Genomic DNA, 13,047 nt, shown 5'->3' with positions numbered 1-13,047 from the left:
AGAACACATCCAAGGCCGGTTCGGTCGGTTCGGACGCGTTGGAGGCCACCTTTAATATAGGCCGTATTCCGGTGAGGCAATCCGGCGGAAGCTCTGCCGCGCCGCGCGTGGACGGCAAATCTTGCCGCCGGGCAAAAAGGAGACCCGCCGGGAACCCGCTCCAGCCGGCCCAGATAGCCAGTAACCATATGAAATAACTCATTATTTATTGCCATCCCTGGTTGGCCCACTCCTTGCTGACAAAACGCTGGAAGTCTCATTTACGAGGGTTGGCAGTGGTCAGCGTCACGTCGGAAGCATTGGCAGGCCGGTCTTTTCAGGGTGCGACGCAGCGGTCGTCGCGGCCCGATCCCGCTTCGCAGGCGGGGAACGACGGCTTTGCCGCGCTGGTCGACAGCAACACTGCGTCCGCAAACGACAGCCGCTACGACTCCCAGCCGGCGCCCTCGCGGCGGTCCGACGATCCGCCCTCGACGACCGACGCGCGCCCCCGCGACACCAGCGCGGGCCCCGACAGGACGTCGCGGGATTCCGGCAGTTCGCGGGACGACAACAAGGTCGACAGCGACAGCGACGCGCCGTCCAAGACCAAGTCGAAATCGGACGACTCGAAATCGAGCTCCGATGCCAAATCGACCAGTGACCAGCCGGACGCGACGCAGCCCGCTGCGCAGCAGGATCCCGGTGCGGCAACCGTGAATGCCGTGATTGCTCCCGTTGCCGCGACACCGGCGACTGCCCCGACACCGGCGGCCACCGCGCCGTCCGACCAGCCGGCCGCACCGCTCGCGATCGCGGCAGCGGCCATTGCGGCAAGCTCGGCCATCGCCGGCACCGGCGCGGCGGGCGGCAGCGGCGCGCCTGCCGGCGCCGACACCGCAGCGGCCGCGGCCACCACGGCGAACGCCGACAAGGTCGCCAAGGCGGCCGGCGTCAAGACCGACGCGCAAATCATCACCCCCGGCGATGCGGCAACGGCTTCGGGCGCTGCGACAGCGAGCGGCGATGCGACATTCGCCGCCACGGTTGCCGCCGGAACGCCCGCCACCAAGACGACAATGCAGGCCAAGACACAGGTCACCACGAAGGACGCGACAGCAACGATGCCGGCCGACCAGGACGGCGCCGCGGCGGGCAGCGCCAACACCGCGCAGGCTGCTCCGACCAACATCGTTCCCGCCGCCGTGCAGCCGGCCGCCGTTGCCGGCAAGGCGAAGGCCGCCGCAGACGGTGCGGCCGATGCCATCAAGGCCGACGCGAGCGGCGACGGCAATGCCGCGCCGACGCCGGCGGCCGGCGGCCACGCCGCCGCGCAGGCCCAGCTCACGACCCCCGATCCCAGCGCGCAGGCGGCGAACGCACTGCAGCCGCAACCCGCGACCACCCAGACGACGCCGTCCGCGACCGCACAATTGACCGTGACCAACGCCGCGCAAAGCGCCGCTGTGCCGCTCAGCGGGCTTGCGATGCAGATCGCCGCCTCCGCCAAGAGCGGCAAGAGTCGCTTCGAGATCCGGCTCGACCCCGCCGAGCTCGGCCGCATCGATGTCCGCATCGATGTCGATCGCAACGGCCAGGTCACCTCGCATCTCACCGTCGAACGGCCGGAAACGCTGTCGATGCTGCGCCAGGACGCCAACCAGCTGCAGCGCGCGCTCGACAATGCCGGCCTCTCGACCGGCAATGGCGGATTGCAGTTCAGCCTGCGCGACCAGTCGCAGTCGGGCCAGAACAACAATGGCCAGCCCAATCCGAACGCCCATCGTTTGATCGTCACCGAGGAGGACAGCGTTCCCGCCGCAGCGGCGGGCCGCTCCTACGGCCGTGCAACCGGCGCCCTCGGCGGCGTCGATATCAGAGTGTAAGGAGTTCACCATGGCAGTCGATGCAACCATGCCGACGCCCGTCGTCTCAGCACCGGGCACCAGCAACGGAACGAACTCTGGAAGCAGCAGCGGCAGCGGCCTGACGACCTCCTCGCAGGGCATCGCCGACAATTTCCAGACCTTCCTGACGCTGCTGACCACGCAGTTGCAGAACCAGAACCCGCTCGACCCGCTCGACACCAACCAGTTCACCCAGCAGCTGGTGCAGTTCGCGGGCGTCGAGCAGCAGCTGAAATCCAACGATCAGCTGAAGTCGCTGATCGAGATCGAGAAGAGCGCGCAGTCGACCCAGGCGCTGGTCTATGTCGGCAACACGGTCGCGGTCGACGGCAGCAAGACGCAGTTCGACAAATCCGCGACCTGGAATCTGGTGTCCCCGCAAGCCACCAGCGCCACCATCACGATCACCAGCGCGACCGGCCAGACCGCCTATTCCGGCAATTTCAGCCTGAAGCAGGGCAATGCCAGCTTCGTCTGGGACGGCAAGGGCAATGACGGCACGCAATGGCCGGCCGGCACCTACACGCTGACCGCCACCGGCAAGGATTCCAAGGGCAACCCGATCGCCATTTCGACCGAGGTGCAGGGCGTCGTCGATTCCGTCGACCTGACCGCCTCCCCGCCGCTGCTCTCGATCGGCGGGCAGACCTACACCACCGACAAGATCAAGCGCGTGGTGCGCGGGGCGACAGGCTCGAGCTGAGCACATTGCCACGATCCGTAGCTGCGCGTTGAGCGGGCGACCGCGCACACTACATTGTATCGTCGTCCTGGCGAAAGCCAGGACCCATAACCACCGCATTTGATGATGAACGGGATCGTGGCCCCAGCGTCGCGCAACAATTGAGAGTTGGGGTAATGGGTCCTGGCTTTCGCCAGGACGACACTGAGTGTGTGGCGCGGTTTCTTGTGGGTCACACGATCGCATTCTCGCGACATGATTTTGCCCGAGCTCTGCTGTTCGTTCCGCCTCTGTTGTAGAGGGCGCAGGGAAAGCCGGGTGCCGATCGCGACGGTTCCGTGCTATAGCCACGTCACTTGGCTGCTTGCTGTGGGGCTCGACAATGCCGATCAATCGCTTGCTGAAGACGGGCGAATACACGCCGGAGCAAATCGAGCTCTTCAACAGGGCGTTCAGCCTGGCGCTGCATTCGATGGGTCTGGTCGATCGCAACGATCCGCTTTGCGAGATCGTGGCCCGCAAGGTCATCGAGATCGGCAAGACCGGCGCCCTCGACGCGAAGGGCGTCGCGGAAGCGGCCGTGGCCAGCATCGGTCTCTGACGGCCGACGCGATCGATGGCCGCTGACCGCGTGCCCCGCGGATCAGACATTCCTGCTGAGCGCGGGCCGCCGCCGTTCCTGGCGGCCCGCCATCAGAGCGGCCTCACTCGACTTCCTGCACCACCGTACGGGTGTCCGGATCGACCAGCATCACGCGCTGGCCGGTATAGACATAGCGATATCTGGTGAGCGACGGGCCCCAATCGGCAGGCACCGCTTCAAGCTCGACCTCGCTCGGCACAGGCGAGCCGACGACGATCCTCTCCCGCGTCTCGACGGGACGGATCTTGTGTTCGGTCACATAGCTGTGGATTCGTGTACGGTATTGCGGCTCGATCTGCACGGTGGCGGCATGTCCGGCACCGGTCGTGCCGACAATCGTGCTCTGGGCAAAAGCGCCGGTCGACGCCAATACGGCGGCAACAGAAATCAGAACCAGCTTTTTCATAACGTCCTCCTCACCGCTCCATGCGGCGTTTTCGAGAACCGCGACAGAATGGCAATGTTCCTAACGGAGGATCCCGATCAATCGCGTCGCCGGCACGCCCCTCGCGCGAAGGCGTTCATCCGGGAATGGTCGTCTTGTTCGGCTGGTCCAGTGTTGGCGCGTCAGGACTTTCGCTCTCCGCATTTCAGCTCGACCTCAGCCGCGTGCCAGAATTCCCTGTCCCTGCCGTCGGGCTTTCCGGCCTTCTCCCAGAGCTGCCGCGCGTAGTCCCGGATCTGCTGTTCGGTGGCCATGTCATTCCTCGGGAATTCCGAGCTCCTTGCGAACCGTCACGACGGAGTCACCGACCTTCTCGACGGCTTTACGCAGCTGTTCGCGCGACACGCCGAGGGCATGCGTCCAGCATCTCACCTGACGCAGATCGTGCATGTTGATCTTCGATCGATCGAACTGCTCTTTCCTGGTCAGGCGTTTCGTCACCGGACTTCTCGCGTCAGCCGCTCGGCCCGAGCTTCGGCCGTTGCTGGCGATCCAATCTTCCGGACAGTTCTTTGTTCCTTTTCCGGATGGGTGGGCTGTCACCCCCCGGAGGAACATTATCCGCGAGCGATACTTCAGTCGTGAGGGATGAACAAAGGTGAGCCATGACAAGCATTGCAGACAGGATCGGCGGACGGGTCAAGCAGCTCATCGCCGAGATCATCAGCGACGGCAGGCTTGCCGAGGAAGGCGCGCAGGAGATCAGGAAGGCCGAGACCGCGCCGCCGGCGAAGCCGTTCGGCAATTTGGACAAGCTGACCTAGATGCCCAGATACTTCTTCCATCTCGCCGGTGACATCCCTGCACATGACGTCCTCGGTCACGACTGTGCCGACGACAAGGACGCCAAGGATCACGGCAGCTTCATCGCTCACCGGATCGGGACTGAAAAGCCGGAGATGGTTCGCGACGGCAACTTCATCTCGGTTCGCGATGTGGGCGATCGCGAACTCTTCCGGATCCCCTTGGCTTCGACGAGCGTCTGACGGACGGTCGTTCTCGGCTCGGCTCGCTTCCCGCAGACCGACGCCGCCGGCCGACGCCCGTCGCTCCTTCGCCGGCCCGCCGCTTGGTGCTCTCAAGGACGCGGCCGAGACAGGACACGCCTCGCCGTTCAATAGGAACAAACGTCGACGAGCGTGGTTCGGACCTACACCAGGGTTTGAAACACCAATTGCACAAATGAAACGCCGCAATCGCTTCAAGCAAACCACGACGCTCGCATTCCGCCTCATTCAGCTGGAAGAGGCGGCCCGCGCAAGGGCCTCGCACCTGCCTCCCGGCACCGAGCGGGAACGACTTCTCAAGAAGGCCCGTGAGGCCGAGCGCGCCGTCCAGATCGAACAATGGCTCGCCACTCCGGGAGCAGAGCCGCCGCCGTAGCGCTTCGATTCACATAAGATGGTTCGATTCACATAAGCTAATGCGCACAGCCCCGAGAGGCGCTCGACAGTCGCTGGCCTGAACCCAATTCGCCTCTGCTCCGGAGCGGTGGCCCAGGCAGCATCTCGCGCACATGCCGGTCGGGGCGGCACGGCTCAGTGAGAGCCCTTTCGTGCGAGCCGGACACCGCGTGGCGAATCGCCGAAACGGGTTCGGAACAGACGGTTGAAATACGAAACATCCGAGAAGCCGACCTCGAGCGCGATATCGGAAATTCGCTGACGGCCGGCATCGGGCTCCGTGAGCAATTTGAGCGCCTGCTGGAGCCGCAATTCATTCATGCGCTCGGTGAATGATGGTCCCGATGACGCCATCAGGCGCTGCAGATAGCGCGACGAGATGCCCTGGCGACGTGCAACCGCCTGAACGCTGAGCCCGGGCTCCTGAAAGTGAGTGGCGATGTAGTCGAGCACGGCACGGTGCCGCGCAGCGACGACGGCGCTCGCGCTGCTCTCGCCCAGTGCAGGACAATCGTCGATTGCGAGCGCGACGAGATCGTGGATATGGGTCACGACCGTTTCGCGAAGCTTCGGTGTGCTCAGCGCTTTCGTTCTAAGCACCGATTTCATATATGAGGTGAACAATCGGAATGCTTCTGTCCGCTGCAGAATCGGCCGCATGACCAGGCCTTCGACGTCGGCCACGCGCTGCGCAAGCGCCTCGCGCGGCACGGCCAGACCGAATTGCGACCCGTCGATATAGGTGACGCTGGCGGGCTCGGAATGCAGAATTGCGATCGCATTGCCGGCGCAAAGGTCGGCTTCTTGGCCGCGCTGCGATAGCTGACTTTTGCCCGGAGAGCAGAAGATCACCCCGATGGAGTCATCGCCATCGGCAAGGTTCGCTTGCAGACGCTTGAACCGCATCGACGTACCTTTCAGCGCCAGCATGCGCAAGCCCTGAACCGCTCGCAGCGACGCATCGGCCTGGAAGGAAGACTCCGATAGAGGCTCGATATCGGCGCGCACGATGCAGCGGCCAAAGTGCTCACGCCATAACGGAATACGAATGCGTTCCGGAAGGTCGCGCGTCGAAAATCGATACGATGCAAAATTGGCTGCGTCCGTCGGCATGGGGACCTCCAGCCTTCACAAAACACACCAGAATGAAATGCTGCGGCACACCACAGTCAGTATCTGCATTTTGCGATTCACGCACCGGCCTTCGCCTGACCGGTGCGCATCAGTCCAAGAAGCTACGCTATCGGTCTGCTAGTGTCATTCGCCTATGATTGATGGTGATGTGAACTGGTTCACTTGGTGATTTGAATATTACGTGTATAATGCTCGTGAAAATCGCGGCGAAATTTCCCCTTTAAGAAGACGCGGTCGCGATCGCTCTATTTATAATTGCTGCCATCGGATTCGTTTCGGACATTCCGGGCAGCGTGCAAGCGCAAATCAGTGTCATGCCCCTGTACGCGGTCTCCTGGCTAAGGCGCCATGCGCAGGTCATTCAATAGAACGACTGATCGATTTTGGTTGCGTCGGACTGCCTGCGGCACTCTCGGTTATCGCCGCCGGTTGAAATGGTCGAAATCTGTCACGTGGGAAAGTCAACCTAGTGATCAAGAAGGCGTTCGATCATGTCCACCATATTCGACATGCTTTATCATGAGTACTGTCGTGCCCGCCTCGCCGAAATGCGAAAGCAGCATTTGTTGCCGGCCATCGGCGACGCCGCGCAGGCGGCGCCGTCAGAGGATAGCGATCCACCCGGCCCCCGTGATTGCGGCTGGCCGGCGGAAGCGCCGCCAACCCTCGGGTAGCTGGAGCGCACCATCATACAGGTTGGCCGGAGGCTAGTCCGGCACGCGCACGCCTCGGAGCATCCGAGCCTCTCATCGACCCATGTCCGATGAGGCCGCGCGGGCACGCCGGACAGATCGATAGATGCACGATCGAACCCGCAGCTCGAAGCGATTGCTCGGCGAGACTCCGCCGGAGTTCAGATCGACCGGTCGCGACCCGCGCATCGATGTCTGTCGCGGGATCGCGTTGTGGTGGATCTTTCTCGATCACATCCCAGACAACGTCGGAAGCTGGCTGACCCTGCGCAACTACGGCTTCTGCGATGCCGCCGAAATATTCATGTTCATCTCGGGCGTCACCTGCGCACTGGCCTACGGCAGGGCGCGTCAGCGCGACGGCTGGCGCGGCATGATCGGCCGCTCGCTGCGGCGGGGATGGGATATCTATGCCGCCTTTCTGCTGCTGACGCTCGCCTGCGCGATCCTCGTCTACCTCGCGGGCAGCGATCGTCTCGCCGACGACAGCAATACGCGGGTTCTGTTCGAACGTCCGGGCGCAGCGCTTGCGCACGCCGCGGTCCTGCAATTCCACCCTGTCAATACCGACGTCCTGCCGGTCTTTGTGATCTGCCACGTGTTGTTCGCACCGCTGCTGTGGCTGCTGCTGCGCGCGCCGAACCTGGCGCTTGGCCTGTCGCTGTCGCTTTATGCGCTGGTGCATGTCTTCGGCTGGAACATTCCTGCCTGGCCTGACGGCGTCTGGTTCTTCAACCCGCTGGCCTGGCAGCTTCCGGTCGTGCTGGGCGCATGGTACGTCATCGAGGGAAAGACCATCCAGGGATGGGTGACGTCGCGCCCCGCGCTTGTTCTGTCCGCGCTCTATCTCGCGTTCGGCCTGGTCGTTGCGCTCGGCCACGGCATCAAGCCGCCGCTGCTGCCGCAGGCTCTGACGGATCTGCTGCTTCCAATGGACAAGTCGAATCTGAGTCCGTTGCGGCTGCTGCATTTTCTGGCGCTTGCAATCCTGGCGTCATGGCTCGTCCCCGCGGGCTGGCGAGGACTGTCGAAGCCGATGCTGCGCAGCGCGAGGGGTTGTGGCGAGAATTCGCTGCCGATCTATTGTCTCGGCGTCCTGCTGGCGCTCGCCAGCCAATGCGACCTGTTCGACATCTCGAACCGGCTCTCGATGCAGATCGGGCTCAGTCTTGCCGGTGTCGTTGCGATGGCCGCGGTCGCGGCGCTGCTGAACACGCTCGGCGCCAAGCGCGCCCGGCCGCCGGATGTCGATGCCGCCGGACATGACCTTGTGCCGCGCGCCGGCGATCGCGGCATTCTCGACGGTCATGGCGCGCATATCCTCTAGAGCGCGCCGACCGGCCTGGCGCTAGGCGGCCCCGGCAGCGCCTATACGTCCCCACGGCGATTTCGTCATCGTGCGCGGGAGAAGCGGATGCTCTCCCACGCACGGTCAACGCCGACGCTCAGCTCGGCTGCCGCGCGGCGTCGAGGATCAGCCGCGCGATCGCGTCCGGCTGCGAGATCAGCGCGAGATGGCTGGCCTTCACCTCGATCGTGGTGGCGCCCATCCGCTTGGCCATGAAGCGCTCGAGATCCGGATTGATGGTGCGGTCTTCGGTCGAGACGGCGTAGTAGCTCGGCTTGCTGCGCCAGGCCGCATGGCTGGTCTTGCCGGCCAGCAGTTGCTTGTGGAACGGCTGCTGCACGGCATAGAGCACCTTCGCCTTCGCCTCCGGCAGGTCGCCGGCGAAATCGCGCAGGAACGCTTGTTCGCTGAGCCGGCCCTCATCGCCGTCGAACACGATGCCGGCGCTCGCGGGCGGGGTCGGATAGGTCTTGGCCAGCGCGGTGTAATCCTCATCCGCATCGGGTGCGCGCGCCGCGACATAGACCAGCGCCGAGACATTCGGGTGCACGCCGGCCTCGGTGACGATCATACCGGAGAAGGAATGGCCGACCAGCACGGTCGGACCGTCCTGGCGATCGAGCACCCGCAGCGCGGAGGCAACCGCGTCGGCCAGCGTGGTCAGCGGATTTTGCACCGACGTGACGTTGAGCCCGGCGGCCTGCAGGCGCGGAATGACCTCGGACCAGCACGAGCCGTCGGCGAACAGGCCGTGCACCAGCACGACGTTGCGCGCCGTGACCGGCGGCGTGGTGGCGGCCATGCCGCGCGAGGACACCAGTGAAGCCGCGGCTCCGGCGAGCAAGGCGGTCGAGAAGGCGCGTCTGTTCATCATCATGTCACTGCTCCGTTGCTTGTATGGTGAGTTGAAAATCAGAGAAGCGCGTCCACCTGCGGTGAACGGACAATCTCTCCTACGCGCGCAAAGGCCTCGTGGTTACGCTCGATGCTGTCGTGATCGTAAAGATAGTTGACCATGATGCCGAAGGATTCCGCCATCGCGCGATCGGCCGTGTTGCCGAGCCAGTTGATCCGCTCCAATCGGGCACCGTTGCCGAGATGGAAGCGCGCCACCGGATCGATGCGATTCCCGGACGCCGGCGAGCGCGTGAGATATGCGCGCACAGCCTCATCAGGACCGGACGCCAGGTCTCGCAGGGCGCGGCGTCATGCCACCAGCCTTCGCGGTCCAGCTCGCGCAGCATCGCGACCTCGTTGCCGCCGGATTGCGGCTGCTGGCCGAGCCAGCGCCGGAAGCCCGGGATCGGCGACAGCGTGGAGAAGCGCTTCAGCTGCGGGAATTCCGTTTGCAGCTCCTCGACCACCTGCTTGATCAGGAAATTGCCGAACGACACGCCGCGCAATCCGTCCTGGCAGTTGGAGATCGAATAGAAGATCGCGGTGTCGGCATGCGCGGCCCTGAGGCCTGCGCTGTCTTGATCCGCATCCTGCACCAGCAGCGGCGGCACGGCGGTGGCCAATCCCTGCACCAGCGCGACCTCGACGAAGATCAGCGGCTCGCCGGGCAGCGCGGGATGGAAGAAGGCAAAGCAGCGGCGGTCGGGCGCAAGGCGGCGGCGCAGATCGTCCCAGCCCTTGATCTCGTGCACTGCCTCATAGGCGATCAGCTTCTCGAGCACGGCGGCCGGCGACTGCCAGTCGATGCGGCGAAGCTCGAGGAAGCCGCGGTTGAACCATGAGACGAACAGATGCTTGAGATCTGCATCGAGCAGCTTCAGCTCCGGTTCGGAGCCGAGACGGCCGGCGATCTCGCTGCGCATCGCGATCAGGCTCGCCGTGCCGCCCGGCGCCATGTTCATCCGCCGCAACACCTCCTGGCGCGGCGGATCGGCGGCGTCGGCCAAAGCGGCCGCGGCCGCCGCGGTGCCGTCGGCAAGATAACGCTTCGCCGCATCCTGCAGCGCCGCCGCGTCGGGCTGAAACGCACTCGCCAGATAGCGTTGAAAGCCGTGCCGGCCGTCGGCATCGAGCACGCGCATGGTCTGCTGCAATTGGCGCGCGATCAGGGCGCCCGACGCTTCGCCGCGCTCGGACAACAATGCCGCGGCGAGCTGCCTCGCTTGATCGAGCGAGGCCGGCGGGCTGCCTGGGATGTGCTCGGCGTGGGTCATGGGGGCCTCCTTCTAGCGGCGGAATTTGGCGGGCGGCGCGTAGAGGCCGCCCGATGCGGCGACGAGGTCGTCGATCGATTTCGCGGCGAGCCAGTCGCGCGTCGCCGTCTCGACGTCGAGTCCGAGATCGGACGGCAGCATCACGATGCCGCGGCGGCGCAGGCCGTCGGTCGTCCCGGCGTCCTGCCGCCGGCCGAACTCGGTGTCGCCGGCGATCGCGCGCAAGGCGGCCTCGCGCTCCTGCGGCGAGCGGCAACGCAGCAGGTTGCAGACGCCGCGCTCGGTGATCACGTGGCTGACGTCGTCGCCATGGATCATGACGGGCGGCAGCGCGAAGCCGGCCGAGGCCGCGAGGTCGAACGCGTCAAGGCGCTCGACGAAGCTCGCCGCGCCGTTCGGCTGCCGGGTCTGCACCATCTGCACCACGAGCTTGCGGCCGCGCAGGCGCTCGCCTGCTTCCTCGCCGGCGCGCAGCCAGGCAACGCTGTCGTGGCGCCGGCCGCGCGGATCGGCGCCCATGTTCGGCGCGCCGCCGAAGCCGGTGATGCGGTCCTTGGTGGCGGTCGAGCTGTTGCCCTCGGGGTCGATCTGCAAGGTGCCGCCGACGAACAGATCGCAGGCATATTGTCCGGCGACCTGCGCCAGCGCGCGGTTGGAGCGCAGATTGCCGTCGGCGCCGACCGGAAACACATCGGGACGGCTGGCGACATAGCGTTCCATGCCGAGCTCCGAGCCGAAGCAATAGACGTTGTCGACGAAGCCGGCCTCGATGGCGGGGATCAGCGTCGGATGCGGATTGAGCACGAAATTCCGCGCGACCCTGCCCTTCAGCCCGCGTCTGGCGGCAAAGGTCGGCAGGATCAGCTCGATCGCCGCGGTGGCATAGCCGATGCCGTGATTGAGCCGTGTCACCTGATAAGGTTCGTACACCGCCGCGAGCGCCATCATCGCCATCAGGACGTTCTCGTCCCTGACCTTGGCGGGATCGCGCGTGAACAGCGGATCGATCGCGTACGGCTTCGGACCGGGCACCACGACATCGACCCAGTCGCCGGGGATGTCGACGCGCGGCAGGTGATCGACGATCTCGTTGACCTGCGCCACGACGACGCCACCGCGGAACGCCGCGGCCTCGGCGATGGTCGGCGTGTCCTCGGTGTTCGGGCCGGTGTACAGATTGCCGTCGCGATCGGCCTTGTCGGCCACGATGAGCGCAACCTGCGGCGTCAGGTCCACCAGCATCCGCGCGTAAAGCTCGAGATAGGTATGGATCGCGCCGATCCGCAGCGCCTTGGCGGCGACGAGCTCGGCGAGGCGGCGGCTCTGCGGGCCGGCAAAGGCGAAGTCCAGGCGGTTGGCGATGCCGCGCTCGAACACCGCGAGATGATCGGGAAGCGCGAGCACCGACTGCACCATGTGCAGATCATGCACCCGCGCCGGGTTCACCCCGGCGAGGCACGCGGCCAGGAAGTCCGCCTGCTTCTGGTTGTCGCCCTCGAGCGCCACCCGGTCGCCGGATGCGATGACCGCCTCGAGCAGCTCGATCGCGCGGTCGGGCGGACAGACCTTTCCGTTCGTGCCGCAGACAGCTCGCGCGCGCGCCAGGCGCGCCGTGCGATCGGTTCGTTGGGTCGTCTCCGACATGATGGCCTCTCCTTGCTTGATCATCTGAAGCGAAGGTACGCGGCCGACATTGATAATAGAAACGATATTCTATAATATGATTGATTACGAATATGGATTAATCGATGCTCGACCTCGAACTCTTGCGGGCCTTCGTCGCGGTCGCCGATTGCGGCGGCTTCCACCGCGCCGCCGAGCAATTGCATCTGACCCAGTCGACCATCAGCCAGCAGATCAAGCGGCTCGAGCTCGAGACCCGGCGGCCGCTGTTCCGGCGCACGACGCGCAGTGTCGCATTGACCGACGAAGGCGAGATGCTGCTCGGGGACGCTCGGCGTCTGCTGCAGCTCGAGGAGGCGGCACGGCAGCGGCTGGTGGCGCCGCGGCTGTCCGGCGCGGTCCGTCTCGGCGTTGTCGAGGAAGTCGCCGGCGGCTCATTGCCGTCGGCGCTCGGCCGCTTCGCCGCGCTGCATCGCGGGGTCAAGCTCGAGGTGCAGATCGGCGTCAGCGCCGAACTGATTGAGCAGCTCGATGCGGGCCGGCTCGATCTGGTGTTCGCCAAGCGGCCACTCGGAACGTCGAAAGGCCGCCTGGTGTGGCGCGAGCCGCTGGTGTGGACCGCGGCGGACACGTTCGATCTCGTTCCCGGCGCGCCGCTGCCGCTGGCGCTGTACCGCGAACGATCGGTGTCGCGCGACGCCGCGCTCTCCGCGCTGCGCGACGGCGAGCTCGGCTGGGAGATCGTCTATACCAGCCCGAGCCTGACCGGCGTCCGCGCCGCCGCCGTCGCGGGACTTGCCGTCACCCCGCTGCCGCTCAGCGCCGTCACCACGGGCCTGCGCATTCTCGGAATTGGCGACGGCCTGCCGCCGCTTCCCGATCTGGAATTCGCCATCTACGAGAAAAGACGGCCGGACAAGGCCGCGGAAGCACTCGCCGATGCCTTGCTGACGCTGGCGCGCGGTCCCCTGCGCCCCACGATTTGAGCGCGCCGAACCGCGAATTGCGCTGCGCGCCGGT

Annotated in this window: 16 protein-coding genes and 1 pseudogene; 9 read left to right on the top strand and 8 right to left on the bottom strand. The window is 65.4% G+C overall.

Annotation, left to right across the window (positions count from 1 at the left end; all coding sequences use genetic code 11):
• Positions 1-275 precede the first annotated feature (275 nt).
• The 3 genes from JEY66_RS08410 to JEY66_RS08400 all read left to right on the top strand — a co-directional run bounded on the left by JEY66_RS08410 (position 276) and on the right by JEY66_RS08400 (position 3,169).
• Positions 276-1,865, top strand: a complete 1,590-nt coding sequence (locus tag JEY66_RS08410; RefSeq protein ID WP_018273548.1) for a flagellar hook-length control protein FliK — start codon at positions 276-278, stop codon at positions 1,863-1,865.
• Positions 1,866-1,875: 10 nt separating this feature from the next.
• Positions 1,876-2,589: a flagellar hook assembly protein FlgD gene (locus JEY66_RS08405; protein ID WP_016844363.1), complete on the top strand. Its 714-nt coding sequence runs from the start codon at positions 1,876-1,878 to the stop codon at positions 2,587-2,589.
• Between the two features lie 376 nt (positions 2,590-2,965).
• Positions 2,966-3,169, top strand: coding sequence for a hypothetical protein (locus JEY66_RS08400; protein ID WP_125459363.1), 204 nt, complete (start codon positions 2,966-2,968; stop codon positions 3,167-3,169).
• A 103-nt stretch (positions 3,170-3,272) separates the two neighbouring features.
• Here JEY66_RS08400 and JEY66_RS08395 read toward each other — a convergent pair whose 3' ends face one another.
• From JEY66_RS08395 to JEY66_RS08385, 3 genes are all read right to left on the bottom strand, one after another.
• Complete coding sequence (locus JEY66_RS08395; RefSeq protein ID WP_016844361.1) at positions 3,273-3,617, bottom strand: DUF1236 domain-containing protein; 345 nt, start codon at positions 3,615-3,617, stop codon at positions 3,273-3,275.
• Positions 3,618-3,778: 161 nt separating this feature from the next.
• Positions 3,779-3,910 carry a DUF2934 domain-containing protein gene (locus JEY66_RS08390; RefSeq protein ID WP_016844360.1) on the bottom strand — a complete coding sequence of 44 codons (132 nt, stop codon included), beginning with the start codon at positions 3,908-3,910 and terminating at the stop codon, positions 3,779-3,781.
• A 1-nt stretch (position 3,911) separates the two neighbouring features.
• Positions 3,912-4,097, bottom strand: coding sequence for a DUF3606 domain-containing protein (locus JEY66_RS08385; protein ID WP_016844359.1), 186 nt, complete (start codon positions 4,095-4,097; stop codon positions 3,912-3,914).
• Positions 4,098-4,261: 164 nt separating this feature from the next.
• Between JEY66_RS08385 and JEY66_RS08380 the strand changes: the two genes are divergently transcribed.
• The 3 genes from JEY66_RS08380 (at position 4,262) to JEY66_RS08370 (ending at position 5,039) form a co-directional block, all read left to right on the top strand.
• Positions 4,262-4,420, top strand: a complete 159-nt coding sequence (locus tag JEY66_RS08380) for a hypothetical protein (protein WP_016844358.1) — start codon at positions 4,262-4,264, stop codon at positions 4,418-4,420.
• Entirely contained in the window at positions 4,421-4,642 is a 222-nt protein-coding gene (locus JEY66_RS08375; RefSeq protein WP_018273550.1) for a DUF6894 family protein, read from the top strand. It abuts the gene before it with no gap.
• A gap of 196 nt (positions 4,643-4,838) precedes the next feature.
• The gene (locus tag JEY66_RS08370; RefSeq protein ID WP_016844357.1) at positions 4,839-5,039 is read left to right on the top strand and encodes a hypothetical protein; all 201 of its coding nucleotides are present in this window, start codon (positions 4,839-4,841) and stop codon (positions 5,037-5,039) included.
• A 155-nt stretch (positions 5,040-5,194) separates the two neighbouring features.
• On the opposite strand, the gene JEY66_RS08365 is transcribed toward JEY66_RS08370, so the two are convergent.
• A complete protein-coding gene (locus JEY66_RS08365) occupies positions 5,195-6,172 on the bottom strand; it encodes an AraC family transcriptional regulator (RefSeq protein ID WP_016844356.1) in 978 nt (325 codons plus the stop codon).
• 512 nt (positions 6,173-6,684) lie between these two features.
• On the opposite strand from JEY66_RS08365, the gene JEY66_RS08360 reads away from it, so the two are divergent.
• Both JEY66_RS08360 and JEY66_RS08355 read left to right on the top strand, forming a co-directional pair.
• The gene (locus JEY66_RS08360; protein WP_100213813.1) at positions 6,685-6,867 is read left to right on the top strand and encodes a hypothetical protein; all 183 of its coding nucleotides are present in this window, start codon (positions 6,685-6,687) and stop codon (positions 6,865-6,867) included.
• A gap of 124 nt (positions 6,868-6,991) precedes the next feature.
• The gene (locus tag JEY66_RS08355; RefSeq protein ID WP_016844355.1) at positions 6,992-8,212 is read left to right on the top strand and encodes an OpgC domain-containing protein; all 1,221 of its coding nucleotides are present in this window, start codon (positions 6,992-6,994) and stop codon (positions 8,210-8,212) included.
• A gap of 118 nt (positions 8,213-8,330) precedes the next feature.
• On the opposite strand, the gene JEY66_RS08350 is transcribed toward JEY66_RS08355, so the two are convergent.
• The 4 genes and pseudogenes from JEY66_RS08350 to mdcA all read right to left on the bottom strand — a co-directional run bounded on the left by JEY66_RS08350 (position 8,331) and on the right by mdcA (position 12,072).
• Positions 8,331-9,110: an alpha/beta fold hydrolase gene (locus JEY66_RS08350; protein ID WP_016844354.1), complete on the bottom strand. Its 780-nt coding sequence runs from the start codon at positions 9,108-9,110 to the stop codon at positions 8,331-8,333.
• A gap of 35 nt (positions 9,111-9,145) precedes the next feature.
• Positions 9,146-9,346 carry a malonyl-CoA decarboxylase domain-containing protein gene (locus tag JEY66_RS45065; RefSeq protein ID WP_253576928.1) on the bottom strand — a complete coding sequence of 67 codons (201 nt, stop codon included), beginning with the start codon at positions 9,344-9,346 and terminating at the stop codon, positions 9,146-9,148.
• A gap of 161 nt (positions 9,347-9,507) precedes the next feature.
• Positions 9,508-10,272 (bottom strand): annotated as a pseudogene (locus tag JEY66_RS45060) (malonyl-CoA decarboxylase domain-containing protein); the annotation flags it as partial.
• A 144-nt stretch (positions 10,273-10,416) separates the two neighbouring features.
• Positions 10,417-12,072 carry a malonate decarboxylase subunit alpha gene (gene mdcA, locus JEY66_RS08340; RefSeq protein WP_016844353.1) on the bottom strand — a complete coding sequence of 552 codons (1,656 nt, stop codon included), beginning with the start codon at positions 12,070-12,072 and terminating at the stop codon, positions 10,417-10,419.
• Positions 12,073-12,152: 80 nt separating this feature from the next.
• On the opposite strand from mdcA, the gene JEY66_RS08335 reads away from it, so the two are divergent.
• Complete coding sequence (locus JEY66_RS08335) at positions 12,153-13,013, top strand: LysR substrate-binding domain-containing protein (RefSeq protein ID WP_016844352.1); 861 nt, start codon at positions 12,153-12,155, stop codon at positions 13,011-13,013.
• The last annotated feature ends 34 nt before the right edge of the window (positions 13,014-13,047 follow it).

The organism is Bradyrhizobium elkanii USDA 76 (genome assembly GCF_023278185.1).
Classification (GTDB): Bacteria; Pseudomonadota; Alphaproteobacteria; order Rhizobiales; family Xanthobacteraceae; genus Bradyrhizobium; species Bradyrhizobium elkanii.
Note: the sequence above shows the minus strand (reverse complement) of the source record. Positions and strands in the feature narration are given on the sequence as shown.